Annotated in this window: 21 protein-coding genes and 1 other RNA gene; 9 read left to right on the forward strand and 13 right to left on the reverse strand. The window is 62.2% G+C overall.

Annotated features, from left to right (window positions below; genetic code table 11):
* Window positions 1-18: 18 nt before the first annotated feature.
* The 11 genes from NKJ80_RS00900 to ffs form a co-directional block, all read right to left on the reverse strand.
* Entirely contained in the window at window positions 19-768 is a 750-nt protein-coding gene (locus NKJ80_RS00900; protein ID WP_023669527.1) for an ABC transporter ATP-binding protein, read from the reverse strand.
* Window positions 765-1,601 (reverse strand): ABC transporter ATP-binding protein, encoded by an 837-nt coding sequence (locus NKJ80_RS00905; protein WP_023669526.1) that lies wholly within the window; start codon window positions 1,599-1,601, stop codon window positions 765-767. The genes NKJ80_RS00900 and NKJ80_RS00905 overlap by 4 nt, the downstream gene beginning before the upstream one ends.
* Window positions 1,602-1,611: 10 nt before the next feature.
* Window positions 1,612-2,532 (reverse strand): nickel transporter permease, encoded by a 921-nt coding sequence (gene nikC / locus NKJ80_RS00910; protein ID WP_023682024.1) that lies wholly within the window; start codon window positions 2,530-2,532, stop codon window positions 1,612-1,614.
* On the reverse strand, window positions 2,529-3,596 hold the full coding sequence (locus NKJ80_RS00915; protein ID WP_023669524.1) for an ABC transporter permease: 1,068 nt from the start codon (window positions 3,594-3,596) through the stop codon (window positions 2,529-2,531). The genes nikC and NKJ80_RS00915 overlap by 4 nt, the downstream gene beginning before the upstream one ends.
* A 19-nt stretch (window positions 3,597-3,615) precedes the next feature.
* On the reverse strand, window positions 3,616-5,259 hold the full coding sequence (locus NKJ80_RS00920; RefSeq protein ID WP_023725785.1) for an ABC transporter substrate-binding protein: 1,644 nt from the start codon (window positions 5,257-5,259) through the stop codon (window positions 3,616-3,618).
* Between the two features lie 264 nt (window positions 5,260-5,523).
* Window positions 5,524-6,801, reverse strand: coding sequence for a lytic murein transglycosylase (locus NKJ80_RS00925; RefSeq protein ID WP_023696744.1), 1,278 nt, complete (start codon window positions 6,799-6,801; stop codon window positions 5,524-5,526).
* Window positions 6,802-6,995: 194 nt separating this feature from the next.
* Complete coding sequence (gene recR / locus NKJ80_RS00930) at window positions 6,996-7,601, reverse strand: recombination mediator RecR (RefSeq protein WP_023696745.1); 606 nt, start codon at window positions 7,599-7,601, stop codon at window positions 6,996-6,998.
* A gap of 97 nt (window positions 7,602-7,698) precedes the next feature.
* Window positions 7,699-8,667 carry a cell wall hydrolase gene (locus tag NKJ80_RS00935; RefSeq protein WP_023696746.1) on the reverse strand — a complete coding sequence of 323 codons (969 nt, stop codon included), beginning with the start codon at window positions 8,665-8,667 and terminating at the stop codon, window positions 7,699-7,701.
* Window positions 8,668-8,885: 218 nt separating this feature from the next.
* Window positions 8,886-9,209 (reverse strand): YbaB/EbfC family nucleoid-associated protein, encoded by a 324-nt coding sequence (locus NKJ80_RS00940; protein ID WP_023669519.1) that lies wholly within the window; start codon window positions 9,207-9,209, stop codon window positions 8,886-8,888.
* A gap of 31 nt (window positions 9,210-9,240) precedes the next feature.
* The gene (locus NKJ80_RS00945) at window positions 9,241-11,052 is read right to left on the reverse strand and encodes a DNA polymerase III subunit gamma/tau (RefSeq protein WP_352496878.1); all 1,812 of its coding nucleotides are present in this window, start codon (window positions 11,050-11,052) and stop codon (window positions 9,241-9,243) included.
* A 204-nt stretch (window positions 11,053-11,256) separates the two neighbouring features.
* An RNA gene (ffs, locus tag NKJ80_RS00950) (signal recognition particle sRNA small type) lies at window positions 11,257-11,353 on the reverse strand.
* A gap of 157 nt (window positions 11,354-11,510) precedes the next feature.
* On the opposite strand from ffs, the gene NKJ80_RS00955 reads away from it, so the two are divergent.
* From NKJ80_RS00955 to NKJ80_RS00965, 3 genes are all read left to right on the forward strand, one after another.
* Window positions 11,511-11,930 carry an HIT domain-containing protein gene (locus NKJ80_RS00955; protein ID WP_023669517.1) on the forward strand — a complete coding sequence of 140 codons (420 nt, stop codon included), beginning with the start codon at window positions 11,511-11,513 and terminating at the stop codon, window positions 11,928-11,930.
* Between the two features lie 35 nt (window positions 11,931-11,965).
* The gene (gene nudC, locus NKJ80_RS00960) at window positions 11,966-12,907 is read left to right on the forward strand and encodes an NAD(+) diphosphatase (RefSeq protein ID WP_352496879.1); all 942 of its coding nucleotides are present in this window, start codon (window positions 11,966-11,968) and stop codon (window positions 12,905-12,907) included.
* A gap of 75 nt (window positions 12,908-12,982) precedes the next feature.
* Window positions 12,983-13,288 (forward strand): Dabb family protein, encoded by a 306-nt coding sequence (locus NKJ80_RS00965; protein WP_023669515.1) that lies wholly within the window; start codon window positions 12,983-12,985, stop codon window positions 13,286-13,288.
* 7 nt (window positions 13,289-13,295) lie between these two features.
* Here NKJ80_RS00965 and NKJ80_RS00970 read toward each other — a convergent pair whose 3' ends face one another.
* Together NKJ80_RS00970 and NKJ80_RS00975 are read right to left on the reverse strand one after the other, a co-directional pair.
* Window positions 13,296-14,159, reverse strand: coding sequence for a prephenate dehydratase (locus tag NKJ80_RS00970; protein WP_023682034.1), 864 nt, complete (start codon window positions 14,157-14,159; stop codon window positions 13,296-13,298).
* 23 nt (window positions 14,160-14,182) lie between these two features.
* Entirely contained in the window at window positions 14,183-14,908 is a 726-nt protein-coding gene (locus tag NKJ80_RS00975; protein ID WP_023669513.1) for a 3-deoxy-manno-octulosonate cytidylyltransferase, read from the reverse strand.
* Between the two features lie 193 nt (window positions 14,909-15,101).
* Between NKJ80_RS00975 and NKJ80_RS00980 the strand changes: the two genes are divergently transcribed.
* From NKJ80_RS00980 to NKJ80_RS01005, 6 genes are all read left to right on the forward strand, one after another.
* A complete protein-coding gene (locus tag NKJ80_RS00980; RefSeq protein ID WP_023669512.1) occupies window positions 15,102-15,767 on the forward strand; it encodes a c-type cytochrome in 666 nt (221 codons plus the stop codon).
* Window positions 15,768-15,918: 151 nt separating this feature from the next.
* A complete protein-coding gene (locus NKJ80_RS00985) occupies window positions 15,919-17,796 on the forward strand; it encodes an extracellular solute-binding protein (protein ID WP_023682035.1) in 1,878 nt (625 codons plus the stop codon).
* Window positions 17,796-19,664 carry an extracellular solute-binding protein gene (locus tag NKJ80_RS00990; RefSeq protein WP_023682036.1) on the forward strand — a complete coding sequence of 623 codons (1,869 nt, stop codon included), beginning with the start codon at window positions 17,796-17,798 and terminating at the stop codon, window positions 19,662-19,664. Before NKJ80_RS00985 ends, NKJ80_RS00990 begins: the two co-directional genes overlap by 1 nt.
* A gap of 174 nt (window positions 19,665-19,838) precedes the next feature.
* Complete coding sequence (locus NKJ80_RS00995; RefSeq protein ID WP_023669509.1) at window positions 19,839-20,936, forward strand: microcin C ABC transporter permease YejB; 1,098 nt, start codon at window positions 19,839-19,841, stop codon at window positions 20,934-20,936.
* On the forward strand, window positions 20,936-22,075 hold the full coding sequence (locus NKJ80_RS01000; protein ID WP_023682037.1) for an ABC transporter permease: 1,140 nt from the start codon (window positions 20,936-20,938) through the stop codon (window positions 22,073-22,075). Before NKJ80_RS00995 ends, NKJ80_RS01000 begins: the two co-directional genes overlap by 1 nt.
* Complete coding sequence (locus NKJ80_RS01005; RefSeq protein ID WP_023688772.1) at window positions 22,072-23,703, forward strand: ABC transporter ATP-binding protein; 1,632 nt, start codon at window positions 22,072-22,074, stop codon at window positions 23,701-23,703. Before NKJ80_RS01000 ends, NKJ80_RS01005 begins: the two co-directional genes overlap by 4 nt.
* Window positions 23,704-23,718 lie beyond the last annotated feature (15 nt).

The raw sequence follows: 23,718 nt of genomic DNA on the forward strand, positions 1-23,718 counted from the left end.
TCTGCGGAAGAAACTAGTTCACGCCGTCCGAACAAACCCCTCGCTCGCCCTAAGCAAATTGCGTGTGTAATCCTTCTCCACGCGGTGCCCGATCAGCTGGCCCGCCGTCAGGTTCTCCACCGCTTCGCCGTTCTGCATCACCATCAGGCGCTCGCACATATGGGTGATGATGGCGAGGTCGTGGCTGACCATCAGGAAGGTCAGCTTGCGCCGACGGCGAACCTCTTCCAGCAGGTTGAGCACTTCCGCCTGCACCGAAGCGTCGAGCGCCGAGGTTGGTTCGTCGAGCAGCAGGATCGACGGTTCGAGGATGAGCGCCCGCGCGATCGCCACGCGCTGACGCTGACCGCCGGAGAGCTGGTGCGCGTAGCGGAAACGGAAACCGTTGCCTAATCCGACCTCGTCGAGGGCGCGCTGGATGCGTTGCTCGCCATCGGCAAAGCCGTGAATGGCGAGCGGCTCCTGTAGCAGGCGGTCGACGGTCTGACGCGGGTGCAGCGAACCATAGGGGTCCTGGAAGACCATCTGCACTTCGCGATAAAAAGCCTTGTCGCGGCGCGCTCCCAGCGTCTTGCCATTGACCGTGATAGTACCGGATGCGACAGGCACCAGGCCGGCAATGGCTTTGAGCAGCGTCGACTTGCCGGAACCGCTCTCGCCGACCAGGCCGAAGGATTCGCCGGACTTCACCTCGAGGTTCGCCCCTTTCAGCGCGCGAAAACGGTCGAACACCACCTCCAGCCCTTCAATCGAAATGGCTGGCGTCATGCCGCCCACTCCGGCTTGCGGTCGAGCACCGGCAGCGGGTGGCGTTCGTAACCGATCCTGGGCATGCAGTTGAGCAGGCCGCGCGTGTAGGGATGCTGGGCGTCGCGCAGCTCCGACGCCTTGAGCTGCTCGACCACCTTGCCGGCATACATGACGATGACGCGGTCGCAGAAGGAGGCGACCAGCCGCAGATCGTGCGAGATGAAGATCAGACCCATGCCGCGCTCACTGACCAAGCGGTCGAGGATGCCGAGCACATCGAGCTGAACGGTGACGTCGAGCGCCGAGGTCGGCTCGTCGGCGATCATCAGTTCCGGTCCGGCGATCAGCATCATTGCGATCATGGCGCGCTGGCCCATCCCGCCGGACACCTCGTGCGGATGCAGGTCGAAGACACGCGAGGGATCGCGGATCTGCACAGCTTCCAGCATGGCCAGCGCCCGCTCGCGCGCTTCGGCCTTGGAGACCTTTTCATGCGTGCGCAGCGTCTCGACGATCTGGCGGCCGATGCTCATCACCGGGTCGAGCGAATATTTCGGATCCTGCAGGATCATGGCGATGCGTTTGCCGCGCAGCGCCCGGCGCTGGCGGGCGGGTATGTCCAAAAGATCGATGCCGTCCAAGGCGAGCTTCTTGGCCGAAACCAGAGCCTGCGGCGGCGTCAGCCCCATGATGGCGCGGCCGGTCTGCGACTTGCCGGAGCCGCTTTCGCCGACAATGCCCAGCCGCTCTCGGCCGAGCGAGAAGGTGACGCCGCGCACCGCCTGGATGAGGCCGGTCCGAGTCGGGAAGGTGACGCGCAGGTCGTCGACATCGAGAAGTGCACCGCTCATTGGTCACCACTCATTGGTCGCCACTCCGGGGATCGAGCGCATCGCGCAGGCCGTCGCCCAGCAGGTTGAAGCCGAGACTGACGATCAGGATGGCGAAGCCGGGCGCGCCGGCCACCCACCATTGGTCGAGCACGAAGCGACGGCCGGACGCGATCATGGTGCCCCATTCCGGCAGCGGCGGCTGCGCGCCGAGGCCAAGGAAACCGAGGCCGGCGGCGGTGAGGATGATGCCGGCCATGTCGAGCGTCACCCGGATGATGAGCGAAGAGATGCATAGCGGCATGATGTGGCGCAGCACGATGCGGAACGGAGAGGCGCCCATCAATTGCACCGCCTTGATGTAATCCGAATTGCGCACGGTCATCGTCTCGGCCCGCGCAATTCGGGCGTAAGGCGGCCACGAGGTGATGGCGATGGCCAGCACCGCGTTTTCGATGCCGGGGCCAAGGGCCGCGACAAAGGCCAGCGCCAGGATCAGCTTGGGAAAGGCGAGGAAGATGTCGGTAATGCGCATCAGAATGGCATCGGTCCAGCCGCCGGCATAGCCGGCGACGGTGCCGACCAAAAGGCCGATGGGGGCTGCGATGACGGCGACAAGAATGACGACGTAGAGCGTCCAGCGCGAGCCGAAAAGAATGCGCGAATAGATATCGCGGCCGAGATCGTCGGTGCCGAACCAATGCGCCGCACTCGGCGCCAAAAGCCGCGCGTTCTTGAGATCGCCGATGGTCGGCGAATAGGGCGCCAGCACATCGGCAAAGGCGGCGACCAGCAGCAGCGCGATGATGATGAGCAGGCCGAGAAACGCCAGCCGGTTGGCGGAAAAGCGCCGCCAGGCGACATAGGCGCGGCCGAGCCTTGCCTGCATGCGCGAGGCCGGCCGATCGCTGAGCAGCCAATCGCGGCGCGTTTGGATTGCTTCGGCGCTCATCCTGTCTTCGTCCTCGGATCGAGCACCTTGTAGAGAACATCGGACAGGAGATTGATGCCGATGAACACCGAACCGATGACGATGGTGCCGCCGAGCACGGCGTTCATGTCGGCGTTCTGCAGCGAATTGGTGATGTAGAGGCCGATGCCGGGCCAGGAGAACACCGTCTCGGTCAGCACCGAACCTTCGAGCAGCCCGGCATAGGACAGCGCGATCACCGTGACCATCGGCACCGCGGCGTTGCGCAGCGCATGGCCCCAGATGATTCGCGTTTCAGACAGGCCCTTGGCGCGCGCGGCGACGATGTATTCCTGCGACAGCTCGTTCAGCATGAAGGAGCGCGTCATTCGGCTGATATAGGCGAGCGAGAAATAGCCCAGCAGCCCTGCCGGCAGGATGATGTGGCGGTAAGCGTCGTAGAAGACATCCCACTGGCCCTGCAGCGCGGCGTCGAGCAGGTAGAAGCCGGTGATCGGTGTGAATGTGTACTCGTAGACGATGTCGAGGCGGCCGGGAAAAGCTACCCATTGGAGCTTGGCGTAGAACAGGACAAGCCCCAGAAGCCCGATCCAGAAGATAGGCACGGAATAGCCAATCAGGCCGACAATGCGAACGATCTGGTCGATGAGACTGCCGCGTTTTACCGCTGCCAGCACGCCGAGCGGCACGCCAATCAACGAGCCTATCAGAGTGCCCAGCGTCGCCAGTTCGATCGTTGCCGGAAAGGCGCGGCGGATGTCGGTCATCACCGGATTGGTGGTCAGCACCGAGGTGCCGAAATCACCGTTCAGCGCATGCTTGAGATAGATATAGAATTGCTCGATCAACGGAAGATCGAGCCCCATCTCGCGGCGGGTGCGCTCGACGACATTGGCCGGTGCGCGGTCGCCGAGCACCGCCAGCACCGGATCGATCGGGATGACGCGGCCGATGAAAAAGGTCACCGCGAGCAGGCCGAGATAGGTGGTGACGGCGATGACCAGGAAGCGGCCGATCGCCAACAAGATAGCGACGGCGCGGGCGCTTCCCTGCCCCGCCGTCGCCTGGTTTTCAATCGCGCTCATCAGGGCGCGTCCGCCGGCGCTATTCCTTGGAGACCGGGCCGACGAAGTTGGTGTCGAAGCTCGGACCGAGCGCAAAGCCTTTCAGGTTTTTGCGCAGGCCTGCCACTTCCAATTGCTGGTGGATGATGACGAAGGGGCTGGTGTCGAGGATCGTCTTTTCAAGGCTCTTGTACATATCGGCGCGCTTGCCGGCATCCTTCTCCAGCAAGGCTGCTTCGGTCTGCTTTGTCAGGTCCGGGATGTCCCAGGCATTGCGCCAGGCCAGCGTCTTGGTCTTGCCTTCATCCGAATTGTCCGGGTTTGAGGCAAAGGTCTGGGCGTTGGAGTTCGGATCGAAATAGTCCTGGCCCCACTGGCCGATATAGATGTCATGATTGCGGGCGCGGTATTTGGTCAGCGTCTGCTTGCCGTCGCCGGGGATAATTTCCAGCTTGATGCCGGCTTGGCCAAGCGTCTGCTGGATCGATTCCGCCATGCCGGTGGTCGGCTGTCCCGTGCGTACGTCCATGGTTACGCTGAAGCCGTCGGCCAGGCCGGCCTTGGTCAGCAGTTCCTTGGCCTTGGCGACGTCGAACTTGAACGGATTTTCGTCCAGTTCGCCCAGAACGCCCTTGGGCAGGAAGGTCTGGTGAATCTCGCCAATGCCCTTGAGGATGGTCGTGCTCAGCGCATCGTAGTCGACCAGATATTTGAACGCCTGGCGAACCTCGGGCTTGGCGAGGTTCGGATTCTTCTGGTTGAGGCTGATATAATAGACCGTGCCCTTCGGCGCGCTGGTCGTGGTGAGATCGGCATTCTTGGCGATGGCGTCGAGATCGTTCGGCTCGAGGTTGCGAGCAACGTCGATGTCGCCTGCTTCGAGCGCCAGGCGCTGTGCCGAGCTTTCCTTCATGTTGCGGTAGATGACGCGGGCGAGCTTGGCCTTCTCGCCATTGTAATTGTCGTTGCGCTCGAGCACGACGACCTCATTGGCCCGCCATTCGCGCAGCTTGTAGGCGCCGGAGCCGGCATAACCGGTCTTCAGGAAGGCGTTGCCGAAATCGTTGTCCCATTTGTAGTCGGCACTTGGCGTCACCGCGGCGACATGTTCCTTGACCAGCTTTGCGTCGACGACCGAAGCGACCGTTGCCGACAGGCAGTTTAACACGAAGCTCGGCGCATAGGCCTTGTCGACGGTGAACTGGAAGGTGGTGTCGTCGACGGCCTTGGCCTTGTCGGCAACATTGTCGCCGCTGATGCCGAACTGGTTGATGATGAATGCCGGCGGCTTGTCCAGCTTGATGGCGCGCTCGAAGGAATAGGCGACATCGGCCGCGGTCAGTGGATTGCCCGAAGCGAACTTTAGGCCGGGCTTGAGCTTGAACGTATAGACCAGGCCGTCGTCGGAAACGGTCCAGCTCTCGGCAAGGTCGCCCTTGACCTTGGAGGTGTCGCTGAGGTCGAGGCGGACCAGCAGATCATAGGTGTTGCCGGTGACCTCTGCGGTCGACAGTTCGAACGCCTCGCCCGGATCCATGGAGATGATGTCGTCGATGGCAAAACCTTCGACCAGCGTGTCGGCGGGGGTCACGGCAAAGGCCGGCGCGACGCCAATGAGCAGAGCGGACATGGCAGCACCTGCGAGCCAGACGCGCGAACGTAGAGCAAACTTTTCCATCATCATGATGATTGTTCCCTGTTTTGTTGATTGTTGACCCCGAGTTCCCGGCTCAGGGCTGCAGTAATCTTTTTCGCGGCCGGAGGACGACCGTTAGACCCCATACCGTGTTGATTTTTTTCCAGTTGGTCAACACCCTATCCGGCAGCCCTCCAACCGGCAACGGGCATTTTTGCGAGCCGGCATACTGGACCGGAATATGCTGTGCGCGTCGAAGCATGGGCGAGCCAATTGCAGCCGCCGATGGGGAAAAATCTGCTCTTTTCGGTGTTACTTGATGGCAGCAACCAGATCGGCGTCGGGGAAGCAGGTGGCGGGGCGGCCGTTCTTTTCCTGCCAGGAGCCGATCGAGCGGCGGGTCTTGAAGCCGGGCAGGCCGTCGGCGCTGCCGACATCGTAGCCCTTGGCCTCCAGCGCCCGTTGCAGCGCGGCGATGTCGGAACGATGCAGGCCGCCGACCGCACCCCAGCTGCCGACGAAATCAGCATCGCCATGGGCGATGCGGTCAGCGCCATGGCCGATGAACAGGGCGTAGAGGTCGCTGGTGTTGTATTGCTTCAGCACGTAGAAATTTGTCGTGGCGATGAAGGCCGGACCGCTGCGTCCGGCCGGCATCAAAAGGAACCCTTCCGCCTTCGGTTCGTTGGCCGGAAAGGCTTTGCCGCCGACGCGGCTGATTCCCATCGCCGCCCAGGCTGAGATCTTCTTGCCCTGGTCGGGACCTTCGAGCGAGCAGGAAACGCTTTCCGGAACCGTCACCTCGAAACCCCAGCCACGCCCCTTCACCCAGCCATAGTGGACGAGATAGTTGGCGATCGAGGCCAGCACGTCCGGCGTCGAATTCCAGATGTCCGGGTGCCCATCACCGTCGTAGTCGACGGCGTGCTTCAGGAACGAGGTCGGCATGAATTGCGGCTGGCCGAGCGCGCCGGCCCAGGACGATTTCATGGCGCCGACCGGCGCCAACCCATGCTCGACGATCTCGAGCGCCGCCAGTACCTCGGTGCGGAAGAAGTCCTTCTTGGTCGACATGAACGCCTTGGTGCCGAGAACCTCGAAGGCGTCGTAGGGCATTTTCGCCGCGCCGAAGCCGGTCTCGCGGCCCCAGATCGCCAACAGTATCTCGCCCGGGACACCGTAGCGCTTTTCGATCGCAGCCAGCGTCTTGGCGTTGGCCGCCTCGCGCGTGCGCCCACCTGACGTGACGGCGCGCACCGTCTTTTCGGCGAAATAGGCGCCGGGCGAACCGAACTCGGCCTGATGCTGTTTTTGCGGAGTTTTGGGTTTCTCGCCGGGCAGGACGAGGTCGGGCAATTTGAGGTTCGGCTTCACGCCGTCGAAAGCGGCGTCGAAGGTGGATTTGGAGATGCCTTTGGTCTGGGCTTCCGGCCAGAGATCGGTTTTCAGCCAGGCGCGGAACTGGTCGTCGATTTTGGCGGCGGAGGCGGGGGCTACAAAAAGCAGGGCAACGAGGGATGCGAGAAGCGCAACGAGCGCCAATCCAAAAGATCCGCGTTCTGTCGCGCCCCCCTCTGTCCTGCCGGACATCTCCCCCTCAAGGGGGGAGATTGGCTGTCGCTTCGGTTTTCGCCAACCACCAGCGTTGAAAGAAGAATGCCGCCCGAGAAGCTGCTGATCTCCCCCCTTGAGGGGGAGATGTCCGGCAGGACAGAGGGGGGTGTTTGGCGCAAACCTCGAAGAATGCGAAGCTTTCATGTCGCACATCCTGCCCGCCAATTGCGTCAAAACGCCGTCCGCGAGCGCAAGGCCGCCGCCAGCGTCCCCTCATCCAGATAGTCGAGTTCGCCGCCGACCGGCACGCCATGCGCAAGTCTGGTGACCTTGATCTCGAAACCCGAGAGCTGGTCGGTGAGATAATGCGCCGTCGTCTGGCCCTCGACCGTGGCGTTGACGGCGAGGATCACCTCCTTCACCTCGCCGCCGGCGACGCGGTCGACCAGCGAGCGGACATTGAGCTGGTCGGGGCCGATGCCGTCGAGCGGCGATAGCGTGCCGCCGAGCACGTGGTAGCGCACATTCATGGCCGCCGCCCGCTCCAGCGCCCAGAGGTCGGAGACATCCTCGACGACGATCAGCGTCGAGGCATCGCGGCGCGGATCGGTGCAGATCATGCAAGGGTCGGAGGTATCGACGTTGCCGCAGGTCGTGCAGATGCGCACCTTGTCGGCGGCTTCAGCCATGGCGGCGGCGAGCGGCGACAAAAGCTGCTCCTTCTTCTTGATGAGGTGCAGTGCCGCACGCCTGGCCGAACGCGGCCCTAGCCCCGGCACCTTGGCCAGGAGCTGGATCAGGCGTTCGATCTCGGGACCGGCGATTCGCTTCGACATCGCACTGATCTAGGATTTTTCCGCGCGCTTTGAAACATGCCGCATACGCACCGAGCCCGCCATGCTGCCATGGCGGGCTTGGAAACTGTTTTTGGCGTCAGTAAGCTGACGCTGGCCGGGTCTGGTCGATAATCATCGCGCCGATAGCGTCGGTATTCTCAGGCGTCGACTGGAAGCCCATCGACGCTTCCTGCGTTGCCGATGGAACCGAGGTGATGTGGCGGGCGTTCAGCGTGCCGCCGAAACGCGAGGCATCGGGCTCGGCCATCGGCTCCTGCATCGCCACCTCCGTCTGCTTGGCGGCGACGCGGGCGCTCTTGGCGGGCGCCGCGGAAGCCGTCACATAGGTCTGCTCGGCCGGGGCACGTGTCGCCTTGGCTGCGCGAACCGCCGCGGCCTGCTTGGCAGGATCTGGACGGACAATGGTCTTCACCACCGGCTCGGCGTAGGCAACCTGCACCGGCGCTTCAGGCACAGGCGCGCGCGGCTGCGCCGAGGCAACCATGGTCGTGGATTCATCCGGCAGCGGCTGCCAGTTGCGACCGCGCTTCTCGTAGAAGGCGTTGCCGCCGGCAACCATGGTGTAATGCATGTTCTTGTAGGGGAACCTCAGGCCGGCGGTGTGGAAGTACATCGTGTTTTTCAGCTTGGCCTTGCGCTCGCCCTTGAGCACCGCATCGGCGGCCTCCTCGACATCGGGCATCGCTTTCGAATTCATCGCCCGCGTCATCACGCCGGGCGCGAACTGGCCCGGTTCGCCAACCACTTGGCAAATGGTGCTGCCATGATTGCCGGAGCGCAGCCGGTTCATCACCACCGTGCCGACGGCGATCATGCCGTCACGGCTCGAGCGGTTGGACTCGAAGAACATCGCCCGCTCCAGACATTCCTTCTCCTTCGGCGTGTTGCGGTAGGCGCGCGTCGAAAGGAAGCTGGGCGTGATGGCGTCGGTCAGACTGGCGACCGACAGGCCGTGCGAAGACGTGGTCTGGCTGCAACCGGCCAGGAACATAGGGGAGAAGATGATGCCGAGCAGAAGCGGCGTCTTCCATCGCGTCGCGATCAACAAAAATGCCTCATTGTCCAGATGCCAGCCTGCCCCGAGATGTGGCAAGAATGAGACTCTTAAAGGCAAAAAGATGGCTAAAGGATTAGCTTTCGTGCAGCATAGGTAAAACTTTATAAATGCCCGGATATGTCCGCGTGAGCAAAGCCGGAGAAAGTCTTAACAACAGCCTCCGCAGCCGATTTCCCTTCATAATCAATTAACTGGTTGGAGCCGGCTCAGAACGGCAATTTCATTCCGGGCGGGATCGGCAAGCCTGCCGTCAGCGCCTTGGTCTTCTCCTGCATAATCTGCTCGACCTTATTTTTGGCGTCATTGTGAGCGGCCAGCAGCAGGTCTTCGAGAATCTCGACCTCGTCCTCCTTGAACAGCGACGGATCGATCTTCAGCGACTTCATTTCGAACTTGCCGGTCAGCGTGACATTGACCAGCCCGCCGCCCGCCTGCCCGCTTGCTTCAATCGTCGCGATCTCGTCCTGCATGGCCTGGAACTTGGCCTGCATTTCCTTCGCCTTGCCCATCAGGCCGAGAAGATCTTTCATGGTCGGGTCCTTTGCGGATTCGTGGCTATGGTCAGGTTTCGTCGTCGTCGGACGGCGGCTCGACCGGCGCTTCGGCCTTGTCGGTGTCGACTTCCGGCGCGTCGGGAATGCGCACGTCGATGATCTTGGCGCCGGGAAAGCGCGCCAGGATGGCGGCCACAGCCGGATCGCTTTTCGCGTCGGAGAAAGCAGTCTCGCGCCTGGTCGATTCCATCTCGGCCAGCGTTTGGCCGCCCTCTTCCTTCGACAATGACACCAGCCAGTTGCGGCCGGTCCAGGCGCGCAGCTTCGTCGTCAAGTCGTTGAGCAGCATCTTGGGCGCATCGGCGGTCAGGCCGACGTCGATACGGCCGGGCTCGATGCGCACCAGGCGAATACAGCTCTTGACCAGCACCTTAAAGGCGATGTCACGCTGCGCGTCGGCAAGAGCGACAATATCGGCCAGCGATTTCAGCGGCGGCGATTGCGGCTCGACGACCGGCTGCGGAGGCGCGACAAAGGCGACCGGGGGCGCGTCGACCAATCGCATGGTTTGCGCACCGGCTGGCCCGGACGGCATCCGGGTCTGCGCTACCGCGCTGGCGCCGCCGCCATTGCCGGCATTTACCGGCGCACCATTCGGGCGTGACGCACCACCGGACGCCGGAGCGCCGCTCTCCAGAGATTTCAGCGCCTCGTCCAGCGTCGGCAGGTCGGCGGCATGCGCCAGCCGGATCAGCACCATCTCGCCGGCGCTGACCGGTCGGTTGGACGACTGCACCTCGGGAATGCCTTTCAAGAGCATCTGCCAGGTTCGCGACAGAACCTTGACCGACAGCGTGCTGGCGAAGTCGGCGCCGCGGCGGCGCTCATCCTCGGACAGGGAAGCGTCGTCGGCAGCCGTCGGCACGAAGCGCAGCCGGGTGACGAGGTGGTTGAATTCGGCCAGATCGGTCAGCACGGCAGCCGGATCGGCGCCGGTGTCGTACTGGTTGCGGAATTCGGCAAGGGCGGCCGCCACATCGCCTTTCATGACATGTTCGAACAGGTCGACGATGCGGGCGCGGTCGGCGAGACCCAGCATGGCGCGCACCGCTTCGGCGCTGACGGCGCCGCCGCCATGGGCGATCGCCTGGTCGAGGATGGAGAGCGAATCGCGGGCCGAGCCTTCGGCGGCGCGCGCGATCATCGCCAGCGCGTCGTCGTCGACCGATATGCCTTCCTTGCCGGCAATCGAGGAGAGGTGCGCGACCAGTGCGCCAGCATCGATGCGTCTCAGGTCGAAACGCTGGCAGCGCGACAGCACGGTGATCGGCACTTTGCGGATTTCGGTGGTGGCAAAGATGAATTTGACGTGCGGCGGCGGCTCTTCCAGCGTCTTCAACAGGCCGTTGAAGGCCTGGGTGGAGAGCATGTGCACTTCGTCGATGATGTAGACTTTGTAGCGCGCCGACACCGGGGCATAGCGCACGCGCTCGATAATGTCCCTGATGTCGTCGATGCCGGTATGCGACGCGGCGTCCATCTCGATGACGTCGACATGGCGGCCTTCCATGATCGCCTGGCAGTGCTCGCCCAGGAGGGCGAGGTCGACCGAGGGATGGTCGACCGTCGGCGTCTTGTAGTTGAGCGCCCGCGCCAGGATGCGCGCCGTCGTGGTCTTACCGACGCCGCGCACGCCGGTCAGCATCCAGGCCTGGGCGATGCGGCCTGTGGAGAAAGCGTTGGTCAAAGTGCGGACCATCGGCTCCTGGCCGATCAGTTCGGAGAAATTCGACGGACGATATTTGCGCGCCAGCACGCGATAGGCGACGGCCTTTTGCTTCTCCAGGTTTTCGGGGTCCGAATTTCCGGCTTCGCTCATTCGCCCGTAAAGCTCCAAAAGGCCGCGTCTCAGCGTAGCCGATTCCTGCTAGATCGTTTCACCGTTTTCTGAAACGGCAAACCGCTCTACCCTTTGCTTTAACGCAATTCCGGACGGGAAACCGCTCACACTTTCCCTGGAATTGCTCCAATAGTCTCGCCCGCGCTGCAATGCGTCGTCAATGTCGCGAGAGGGGCCGATGAGGTGGGAGGCTGGAACAATGACCCGTTCCGGGCTCGTTAGGGCTGCTTCCTTCCGGACCTGACCCGGTTGGCGAGTGGATCGTCCACCACCAACCTCCCGCGTTCCATATCGGCAATTCAGCGATCAAATGCAAGGGTGCATTGAGAATCGGATGCCCGTGAACTCCGCCGCTCAATGAATCGCTTGCAGCCCCCGTGCAGCCGCTCTAGCGTGATGAGTTTGGGAATAATGCGAGAAGCGCAAGGGAAACGCCAATGCTACCGGGCCTCAAGGCCGGATTCACGCTCGACTCCAGGCTGGAGGCGGATAGCGAGCAGCTGATGTGGCTCGGCCTGTGCGAGCTCAGGGTGATGAACGATAGCCGCTGGCCATGGCTGGTCCTGGTGCCGCAGCGGCCGGGGGCCGAAGAAATCCACGACATGACGCCGCTCGACCAGGCGATGTTGACCTTCGAAACCAACATGGTGGCGCAGGCGCTGAAAAGAACCACGAGCTGCACCAAGATCAACACCGGCGCGCTCGGCAACATCGTTCGGCAATTGCATGTCCACGTCATCGCCCGCTCGGAAGGCGATCCGGGCTGGCCGGGGCCGGTGTGGGGGCACGGCATGCGCGAGCCCTATGAGCGTTCAGGCATCCGCCAGTTTGCGCAACAGATCAAGGCGGCGCTATAAGCCGCCTGTGTCCATCCCTAGACGTTCGAGCTTCCATGACCCTTCGCCTTTTTGACGCGCCCTTGCGCGAACCGAGCCAGTTCGTCGGCTTCGCCGGAAACACGATTGATCGGCAATCCGAGAACCGCGCCGACGATTCCGTCGAAAGGGCGTTGGCCGATCCCTCGGCACGTCTTCTGCCGATGCATGGCGGACGGCTGTATCTGAAATTGCACGATGGCAGCTTCGACCCTTGGTTCGATCTGGCTGAGAGCCAGAAGCTGCAGCCATCACTCGCACAAGGCGTGCTGCTTGGCTTTGCCGAGAGCGGCCCGGTACTTGCCGTGCCGGTCGGCCTCGATCCCGAACAGCTGCCGGAGACCATGAAGGCGATCGATTTTCGCTCGGTCTATATGCAGGGGCTGATCGACGAGGCGGCAGCGGGCGCGCTGGCGCAAGGCGCCGCCCTGCTTGCCTGGCATGCCACCCATCGCTTCTGCAGCAAATGCGGCCATGAATCGCAAATGCGGGCCGGCGGCTACAAGCGCCATTGCCCAAATTGCGGCACCGAGCACTTTCCACGCACCGATCCGGTGGCGATTATGCTGACGGCGACGCGGGAAAAATGCCTGCTCGGCCGCGGCCGGCATTTCGGGCCCGGCATGTACTCGGCGCTTGCCGGCTTCATCGAGCCGGGCGAGACGATCGAGGCGGCGGTGCGCCGCGAAACGCTGGAGGAAGCCGGCATCCGGCTCGGCCGCGTTGTCTACCATGCCAGCCAACCCTGGCCGTTCCCCTATTCGCTGATGATCGGCTGTTTCGGCGAACCGCTCAGTGACGACATCCAGGCCGATCTCAACGAGTTGGAAGATTGCCGCTGGTTTTTTCGCGACGAGGTGCGTTCCATGCTGGAGAGGACGCACAAGGACAATCTGGTCACGCCGCCGAAAGGCGCGATCGCGCATCATCTGATCCGCGCCTGGGTCGACAGCGAATAAGACTTGTTATTTTACGCAATTCCGGACGGAAAACCGCTTCACACTTTTCCTGGAATTGCTTAACGGGAGCAAAAAATGATCCGTCACACCGTGGTTTTCACCCTGAAGCACCCGCAGTACTCGCTGGAGGAAAAGCGGTTCCTCTCCGATGCCAAGCGCATTCTCAGCGCAATCAAGGGCGTCACCCATTTCGAGCCGCTGCGGCAAGTCAGCCCGAAGAACGACTATCACTTCGGCTTCTCGATGGAGTTCGTCGATCAGGCCGCCTACACCAGATATAACGAGCATCCCGACCACGTTGCCTTCGTGCGCGACCGCTGGATCCCGGAAGTCGAAACCTTCATGGAAATCGACTATGTGCCGCTGACCCTGCTGGTTTAGGGGAACCTTAGTCCGCGACCTTCCACTGCTCGCGCGACTCGCTGGCGGGATAGACACCCAGAATGCGCACTTCGCGCGAGAAGAAGCGCAGTTCGTCCAGCGCCAGCTTGACCAGTGGATCGTCGGGATGGCCCTCGATATCGGCGTAGAACAGCGTCGCGGTGAAGGCGCCCAACTGATAGCTCTCCAGCTTCGTCATGTTGACGCCGTTGGTGGCGAAACCGCCCATTGCCTTGTAGAGCGCAGCCGGCACGTTGCGGACACGGAACATGAAGGTCGTCATCATCTTGGTGTCGGCCGAGGGCCGTTCGGCCAATCGCTTGTCCTTGGTCAGCACGACAAAGCGGGTGACATTCGAATCCGTGTCCTCGACGTTCTTCTCGATGATGTCGAGGCCGTAGAGTTCTGCGGCTAGCGCCGGGGCGAGCGAGGCCATGGTGCGGTCCTTGAGCTCCGAGACCAGCTTCGCAGAGCCCGCCGTGTCGCCGGCGATCACCGGCTTCCAACCGTTCTTGCGGATGTATTTGCGGCACTGTCCCAGCGCATGGATATGGCTGTGCACGGTCTTGATCTCTTCGCGTTTGACGCCTGGCAGCACCATCAGCTGGAAGTGGATCGGCAGAAAATACTCGCCGACGATGTGGAGTTTCGATTCCGGCAAGAGATGATGAATGTCGGCGACGCGGCCGGCGATGGTGTTTTCGATCGGGATCATGGCGAGGTCGGCCTTGTTGGTCTCGACCGCGTTGAAGGCATCCTCGAAGGTGGGGCACGGCAACGGCTCCATCGAAGGGAACATGTTGCGGCTGGCGGTGTCGGAATTGGCGCCCGGTTCGCCTTGGAAGGCTATTCTGTTGGTCTTGTCAGGCATGCCGATATCTCAGGTTGAAGGTCTCAGGAAAGAATTTGTCGGGCGCGTTCGAGGTCTTCCGGCGTGTCGACGCCCAGCGGCAGCGATTGCACGATCTCGGCATCGATGCGCATACCGGCCTCCACCGCCCGCAACTGCTCCAGCCGCTCGCGCCGTTCGAGCGGCGAAGGTTTTAGCGCGACGAAGCGTTCGAGGGCTGAGCGCCGATAGGCGTAGAGGCCGACATGGTGATAGAGCGGCCCCTCGCCCCAGGGCGCGGTGGCGCGGGTGAAATAGAGCGCCTTCAGCCGCGTCGCCGACAACGGCGAACCGACGATCTTGACGACGTTGGGGTTGGCCTTTTCCTCGTCGCGGACGATCTCGACGCCGAGCGTGGCGATGTCGACCGCAGCGTCCTCGAACGGTTTCAGCGCCGCACCGATGATCTTGGGATCGATGGTCGGCAGGTCGCCCTGCACATTGACGATGGTTTCGACCTTGCGATCGGGGTCGAGGGCGGTCAGCGCCTCGAAGATACGGTCGGAACCGGATTCGTGGTCGGTGCGCGTCATCACCGCCTCGAAACCGTGCGCGCGCACCGCTTCGGCCACGTTGCGCGTGTCGGTTGCCACCACTACCCGGCCAAGCCCAGCCTCAGCGGCGCGGCGGGCGACATGGACGATCATCGGCGCGCCGGCTATGTCGGCCAGCGGCTTGCCCGGCAGGCGCGTCGAGGCCATGCGGGCCGGGATCAGGATGAGCGTGGACATCGAGGTTGCAAGGCGTTCGAAAGAGGATGGGGAAAGTGGCAAAAGGTCTCACTGGAAGCGCCCTTATAGGTGTTGCAACGCCCAAGCAAAAGACCTAGTTTCCGCCCGATTTGACCGGCTCGACGGGGTGGGTCACGATACCGACGGACGGAGTGGACGGAGAGGTCCGCCGGAAAAGGGAGCCCTGGGGCGTATGGATTCCAACGAAGTCAACAAACTGCTCGCCGGGTTGCTTGGAACCTGTTTCGTCGTCTTCTCGGTCGGTTTGGTGTCCGACGCCCTGTTTGCCTCGCCGGCGCCGGAAAAACCCGGCTTTGCCATCGAGGCGACGGAGCCTGCCGAAGGCGGCGCCGCCGGACCCGCAGCAGAGGCGAAGCCGATCGCCGACCTTTTGGCCACCGCCAATGTCGAGCAAGGTGCGGCCGTCTTTAAGAAATGCCAGGCCTGCCATTCCGGCGAAAAAGGCGGCCCCAACAAGGTCGGCCCGGATCTCTGGGACATCGTCGACCGCCCCGTCGCCGAGCATGAGGGCTTTGCCTATTCGGCCGGCATGAAGGAGTTTTCCAAGGGCGGCGCCGAGAAGTGGACCTATGACAATCTCAACCACTTCATCACCTCGCCGAAGAAATTCGTGAAGGGCACGGCGATGGGCTTTGCCGGCCTGCCGAAGGACGAGGACCGCGCCAACGTCATTGCCTATCTGCGCACGCTGTCGGATAGCCCGAAGCCGCTGCCGACGCCAGGTGCCGCCGCCGATGCAACGGCGCCGGCCAAGCCGGCCGAGGGTGCCGCTCCGGCCAAGCCGGCTGAAGGTGCAGCTCCAGCCCCTGCGACGCCGGCACCGGCGCCCGCCAAATAACCGAATTGTCATCTCCATGACCTCAAAAAAGCCGGGTTCAGCCCGGCTTTTTGTTAGGAAAATCGCATATGCGGCGACAAAGCCGCCGCATGGCGGTTTTCACCGGCGTCAAATCATTTAGGATTGCCGGGCATCGCGACGAGGAGAACGCATGACGGTTGGCCGAACGCTTCTGAGGTCCTTTCTGGTTGTGGGCGCCCTCGCAGGCGGCCTGCAGGCATCCTTCCCCCAGGAATGGCACACCACCTCTTCGCTGATCGGCCCCTCCAAATATGGCGAGAACTTCCAGCGCTACGATTATGTGAATCCGGATGCACCGAAGGGCGGTACCTACAATTCGGTCGTTTCCGGCACGTTCGACAGCTTCAATCCCTACGTCGTGCAGGGCTCGCCGGCGGCCGGCCTGCAGCCATTTGGCGGCGGCCTGCTCTACGACACGCTCATGGATCAAGCGACTGACGAAGGCAGCGTCAGCCACCCGCTCATCGCCGATGCCTACAAGTACCCTACCGACTATTCCTCGGCCACCTACCGGCTCGACCCACGGGCGAAATGGCATGACGGACAGCCGATCACCACTGACGACGTGATCTGGTCGTTCCAGGTGCTGAAGGCCAACAGCCCGATGTACAGCCGCTATTTCGAAAACGTCACCGACGCCGTCGCTGTCTCGGACCGTGAGGTCGAGTTCCACTTCGACCAGAAGGGCAATCGCGAACTGCCCAAGATCCTCGGCGACCTTGTCGTGCTGCCCAAGCATTGGTGGGAAGGCACCGACGACAATGGCAAGAAGCGCGACATCACCAAGGGGACGCTGGAGCCGCCGCTGGGCTCGGCTGCATACAAGATCGCCAGCTTCAAGGCGGGGTCGGAAATCGTCTGGCAGCGCGTCCCCGACTATTGGGGCGCCAAGCTGGCTGTGAAGATCGGCCGGGAGAATTTCGACACGCAGCACTTCACCTACATTCTTGACGACAACGCCTCCTGGGAGGCGTTCAAGAAAGGTGGCCTCGACGATATCAAGCCGGAAAACAGCTCGAAGCGCTGGGCGACATTTTATGATTTCGCGGCGATCAAGGCCGGCGATGTGATCAAGCAGGAGTTCAAGACCACCTCGCCCGAGCCGATGCAGGCTTTCATGCTCAACCAGAGACATAGGTTGTTTGCCGATCGTCTGGTCAGGGCCGCGCTCACCTACCCGTTCGATTTCGAATCGATGAACCGCACGCTGTTCTTCGGTTTCAACACTCGCACCCACAGCTATTTCCAGGGCACGGACCTAGCCTCTAGCGGCTTGCCGCAAGGCAAGGAATTGGAGATCCTGGAGAAGTACCGCGACAAGCTGCCGCCGGAAGTATTCACCCAGGAATTCAAGTTGCCGGTCTACGATTCGCCGCAGGCGGAGCGCAAATATCTGAAGCAGGCGGTCGACCTGTTCGCCCAGGCCGGCTGGGTGATCAAGGGCGGCAAGATGGTCAACGCCAAGACCGGCGAGCCATTCAAGTTTGAAATCCTAGGCTCGAATGAAACCGACCAGGTCATTTCCAGCCCCTGGATCGCCAATCTGCGCAAGATCGGCGTCGATGCAACACTGCGCATCGTCGACCCGAGCCAGTACACCAACCGCGTCAGAAACTTCGATTACGACGTCATCACAGGACAGCTCCAACAGTCGGAATCGCCCGGCAACGAGCAGCGCGATTTCTGGAGCTCCAAGGCCGCCGACACACCGGCATCGCGCAATTATTCCGGCATCAAGAACCCGGTCGTTGACGCCCTTGTCGACCGCATCATTTTTGCCACGGATCGCGATGACCTCGTCGCCACCACCCATGCGCTCGATCGCGTGCTGCTGTGGAATTACTATGTGGTGCCGCAATACTATCGCGCCGTTGTGTGGCTGGCTTACTGGAACAAGTTCGGCATCCCGGAAAAGCAGCCCGGCTACCGTGGCGCCGATATCGATTCCTGGTGGATCGATGCGGACAAGGAAAAGGCCCTGGCCGCCAAGTACAAGGGCAGCAATTGATGGCGGGGCTCCCTCGCCGCGATTTCCTGGCCCTCAGTGGCGCCGCGGCCGTTGCTGCGCTGCTGCCGGGCAAGGCTTTCGCCGCCAGCCCAACCGGCGTGAAACTGCATGGACTGTCGGCTTTCGGCGACCTCAAATACAAGCCGGACTTCACTCATTTCGACTATGTCAATGTCGATGCGCCGCAAGGTGGCGTCTTCAACTTCCTGCCGCGCAACTGGCTTGCCAACCAGACGCCGCTGACCTTCAACACGCTGAATTCGTTCGTTCCCAAAGGCGATTCGCCCCAGCGCACGGAGATGTGCTTCGATTCACTGATGGTGAGAGCGTACGACGAACCTGACGCCGTTTACGGGCTGATCGCTGACAGCGTGACGATTTCCGACGACCGCAACGACTTCACCTTCTCGCTGCGCCCGCAGGCCCGCTTCCATGACAGCACGCCATTGACGGCAGAGGATGCCGCCTTCACCTTCAAGCTGCTCAAGGACAAGGGGCACCCGTACTATTCCCTGCCGCTAACGCATCTGGATGACGCGATTGCCGTGGATGCCCACACGCTGCAGCTTAGGTTTTCCGGCAAGCAGACAAGCCGCACCATCCTCAACGTCGTCGAGTTCCCGGTCCTGTCGAAGGCGTTCTACACGGCCAACCCGTTCGATTCCTCGCAGATGAACCCGCCGTTGGGGTCAGCCGCCTACAAGGTCGGTCGCTGGTCGGCAGGGGCCTGGATCGAATATGAGCGTGTGGCTGATTATTGGGGCAACGACCTGCCGGTCAATCGCGGCCAGAACAATTTTCAGCGGATCCGCGTTGAGTTCTATCAGGACCGTAGCGTTGCCTTCGAAGCGTTCAAGAAGGGAGAAATCCTCTACAGGGAGGAATTCACCTCGCGCGTCTGGGCGACCGGCTACGACTTCCCAGCGTTCACTGCCGGCAAGGTGGTGAAGCACGAATTCCCGGCCGAAACGGTGCCTTCGATGCAGGGCACCGCCGTCAACCAGCGGCGCGAGCAGTTTCGCGACTCGCGCGTGCGGCAGGCGATCGGGCTCTGCTTCGACTTCGAATGGACGCGGCGCAATTTCTTCTACGGTTCCTATGAGCGCTCGCAATCCTGCTTCGAGAAATCCGAATTTCGCGCCGAGGGCAGACCGTCGCCACAAGAATTGGCTCTTCTTGAGCCGCTGCGTGAGCAGATTCCCGCCGAGGCTTTTGGCGAAGCCGTGATCCAGGACGCGTCGAACGGCTCCGGCCGCGACCGGCAGTTGCTTGGCAAGGCGGCCAAGCTTCTGGCCGAGGCCGGCTGGAAACGGTCCGGCAATTTCGTCGTGAACGACAAGGGTGGTCGGTTGTCCGCAGAGTTTCTTGTCGACGACGAAGTCTTCGAACAGGTCTACTCGCCCTGGGTCGAAAACATGAAGGCGGTCGGCATCGATGCCTCGATCCGGCTGGTGGATGCCGCGCAATATCAGCTGCGGCAGAATTCGTTCGACTACGACCTCGTCTCGGTCGCGGCCTCGTTTCCGGCGACGCCAACCCGTGACGACCTCGAAACCATTTTCCATTCGCGAGCAGCTACCGTATCGGGCTCTCGCAATCTGCCGGGAACGTCGAGCCCGGCCATCGACGCCCTGGTTGACGCCGCAGGTGCCGCCGAGGGTCGCGAAAGCCTGACAATTGCCATGCGCGCGCTCGACCGGGTCTTGCGTGCACGGAGGGATTGGATTCCAAGTTGGTTCCTGGCGAATCATCGAAGCGCCTATTGGGACATGTTCGGTTTTCCCGAGCGGAAACCCGATTTCGACTTCCCGGTCGAAGCGCTGTGGTGGGTCGACAAGGGCAAGGCGGCAAAAATTGGCAAAGGGTAGGCTGTTGCGCGGCACTTTACCCTCCCCCTCGTGGGGAGGGTCGGTGAGCACTTCGTGCGCAGCGCGAATGGCGAACCGGGGTGGGGGTGTGACGGCGTACGCCGGATCGAGACTACCCCCACCCCGCTCCGCTTCGCGGATCGACCCTCCCCACAAGGGGGAGGGTGAAAGCTGATGGGCGCCTACATACTGCGCCGTATCCTGCTGATGATACCGACCCTGTTCGGCATCATGGCGGTTGCTTTCGTCGTCACTCAATTCGCACCGGGTGGACCGGTCGAGCAGGTCATCGCCAGCCTGACCAACCAGGGCGGCAGCGACCGCCTCGGCAGCGGCGGCGGCGATGCAGGAGGCGGCGGCAATTTCGATGTGGCCGGTGACGTCGGCTCGAAGTATCGCGGCGCGCAAGGGCTCGATCCGGAATTCATCAAGAAGCTGGAAAAGCAATTCGGCTTCGACAAACCACCGCTCGAACGCTTCGGCATGATGCTGTGGAACTATGCCCGCTTCGATTTCGGCGACAGCTATTTCCGTGACATCTCGGTTCTTGACCTGATCCTGGAGAAGATGCCGGTGTCGATCTCGCTTGGGCTGTGGATCACGCTGTTGTCCTATCTGATCTCGATTCCCCTTGGCATCCGCAAGGCGGTCAAGGACGGCTCCGCCTTCGACGTCTGGACCAGCGGCGTGATCATCGTCGGCTATGCCATACCGGCCTTCCTGTTCGGCATATTGCTGATGGTGCTGTTCGCGGGCGGCTCCTTCTGGGACTGGTTCCCACTGCGCGGCATCGTCTCCGACAATTGGGACCAATTGTCGTGGCCCGACAAGATCGTCGATTATTTCTGGCACATGACCTTGCCGCTGACGGCGCTGGTGCTGTCGGCCTTCGCGACGACGACGCTGCTGACCAAGAACTCCTTCCTGGAAGAGATACGCAAACAGTATGTGGTGACGGCCCGTGCCAAGGGCCTGTCGGAGCGGCGGGTGCTTTACGGACATGTGTTCCGCAACGCAATGCTGATCGTCATTGCCGGCTTTCCAGCGGCCTTCATCTCGGCCTTTTTCACCGGCTCGCTTTTGATCGAGAACATCTTTTCCCTCGACGGTCTCGGGCTGCTCGGTTTCAGGTCCGTGTTGGCGCGCGACTATCCGGTCGTGTTCGCCAACCTCTATATATTTTCGCTACTTGGCCTGTTCGTGACGCTGTTGTCCGACCTGATCTACACATGGGTCGATCCGCGCATCGATTTCGAGCGGAGAGACGTCTGATGACGCAGGCTGCAGCCGAGATCACACCGACAAGGATCGCCCGCCCCTGGCTGTCGCCGCTCAACAAGCGGCGCTGGCAGAACTTCAAGGCCAACAGGCGCGGCTACTGGTCGTTGTGGATATTCCTCGCTCTGTTCGTGCTGTCGCTGTTTGCCGAACTGATCGCCAACGACAGACCGATCGTCGCCTACTACAAAGGCGAGATCCTGTTCCCGGTGGCGGTCGCCTACCCCGAGGAAAAATTCGGCGGCTTCTACGCCGTCACCGACTATCGCGACCCGGTCATCCGCGACGAGATCAACGCCAATGGCTGGATGATCTGGCCGCCAATCCGCTATTCCTACCGCACCGTCAACAATGCGATCCCCGACGCCGCTCCCGCAAAACCGTCATGGGAATACGACGCGCAGAGGCGATGCAGCCAATATCCGCAAGGCGCTGCCGATCCTGACTGCATTGTCGGCAACTGGAACTGGCTGGGTACCGACGACCAGGCGCGCGACGTGCTGGCGCGCATCATCTACGGGTTCAGGATTTCCGTGCTGTTCGGGTTGATCCTGACCGCGGGTTCGTCGGTTATCGGCGTCGCCGCCGGCGCGCTGCAAGGGTATTTCGGCGGCTGGACCGACCTTCTCTTTCAACGCTTCATAGAAATCTGGTCGGCGATACCGCTGCTGTATCTGCTGCTGATCGTCGCCGCCATCCTGCCGCCGGGCTTCTTCATCCTGCTCGGGCTGATGCTGCTCTTCTCCTGGACGTCGCTTGTCAGCGTGGTGCGCGCCGAATTCCTGCGCGCGCGCAACTTCGAATATGTCAACGCGGCCCGCGCGCTTGGTGTGTCCAACCGCACCATCATGCTGCGCCATCTTCTGCCCAATGCCATGGTGGCGACGCTGACCTTCATGCCTTTTCTGGTCAGCGCCTCGATCTCGACACTGACCTCGCTCGACTATCTCGGCTTCGGCCTGCCGCCCGGCACCGCGTCGCTCGGCGAACTGCTAAAACAGGCGCAGAGTAACCTCAATGCCCCCTGGCTCGGTATATCGGGCTTCATCGTCATCTCGCTGATGCTGTCGCTGTTGGTGTTCATCGGTGAAGCAACGCGCGATGCTTTCGACCCGCGCAAGGCGTTCCGATGAGCAGCGAACTCCTGCTCTCCGTCCGCGATCTCAGCGTTGCCTTCACCCAAGGCGGCAACGAGTCGACCGCCGTCGACCACATCTCCTTCGATCTCGCCAAGGGCGAGACGGTGGCGCTTGTGGGCGAATCCGGTTCCGGCAAATCGGTCTCGGCGCTGTCGGTGCTGAAGCTTCTGCCCTACCCGACGGCCAGCCATCCCTCGGGCAAGATCCTGTTCCAGGGCGCCGACCTTTTGGCGATGAACGAAAAGCAGTTGCGCAGCGTGCGCGGCAACAAGATCACCATGATCTTCCAGGAGCCGATGACCTCGCTCAATCCGCTGCACACGATCGAGCAGCAGATCGTCGAGATCCTGGCGCTGCATCAGGGCATGGGCGACCGCCAGGCCAAGGCGCGCACGCTGGCGCTGCTCAACGAGGTCGGCATTCGCGAACCGGAAAAGCGGCTCGACGCCTATCCGCACCAGCTGTCCGGCGGCCAACGCCAGCGCGTCATGATCGCCATGGCGCTGGCCAACGAGCCTGAACTGCTGATCGCCGACGAGCCGACGACGGCGCTCGACGTCACTGTCCAGGCGCAGATCCTCGAATTGCTGGCGGGGCTGAAGAGCCGCAAGGGCATGTCAATGCTGTTCATCACCCATGATCTCGGCATTGTCAGAAAGATCGCCGACCGCGTCTGCGTGATGACCAAAGGCAAGATCGTCGAGACCGGGCCGACCAGGGACATCTTCGCCAACCCGCAGCACGCTTATACCAAGCACCTCCTGGCCGCCGAGCCGAAGGGCAAGCCGCCGGCCGCCAACGACGCCGCCAAACCGGTTATGACCGGCAAGGACATCAAGGTTTGGTTCCCGATCAAAAAGGGTTTCTTTCGCACCACCGTCGACAATGTGAAGGCTGTTGACGGAATCGACGTCACCGTACGCGCCGGCCAGACGCTAGGCGTCGTCGGCGAATCCGGCTCCGGCAAGACGACGCTCGGGCTGGCGCTGGCGCGGATGATCTCATCGACCGGCACCATCCAGTTCAATGGCAGCGACATCAACCAGCTTTCCTTCAACGCCATGCGGCCGCTGCGCCGCGAGTTGCAGATCGTTTTCCAGGACCCGTTCGGCTCGCTCAGCCCGCGCATGTCGGTCTCGGAGATCATCGAGGAAGGCTTGAAGATCCACGAGCCGAAGCTGTCGCCCGATCAACGCGACGACAAGGTCGTCGCCGTGCTGAAGGAGGTCGGGCTCGATCCGGCGACCAGGAACCGCTATCCGCATGAATTCTCCGGCGGCCAGCGCCAGCGCGTCGCCATTGCGCGCGCCATGGTGCTCAATCCACGCTTCGTCATGCTGGACGAACCGACCTCGGCGCTCGACATGAGCGTGCAGGCGCAAGTGGTCGACCTCTTACGCAATCTGCAGGCCAGGCACGACCTTGCCTATCTGTTCATCAGCCACGATCTGAAAGTCATTCGCGCCCTTGCCAATGACGTCATCGTCATGCGCAATGGCAAGATCGTCGAAGCCGGCCCTTCCGAACAGATTTTCGAGCGGCCGCAGACCGACTATACGAAGGCGCTGATCTCGGCCGCGTTCAAGATCGAGACGGCGCCGGTCGGTATCGTCAGCGAATAACAGGGAATACAATCC

Source organism: Mesorhizobium sp. M0030 (assembly GCF_040323695.1).
Taxonomy (GTDB): domain Bacteria; phylum Pseudomonadota; class Alphaproteobacteria; order Rhizobiales; family Rhizobiaceae; genus Mesorhizobium.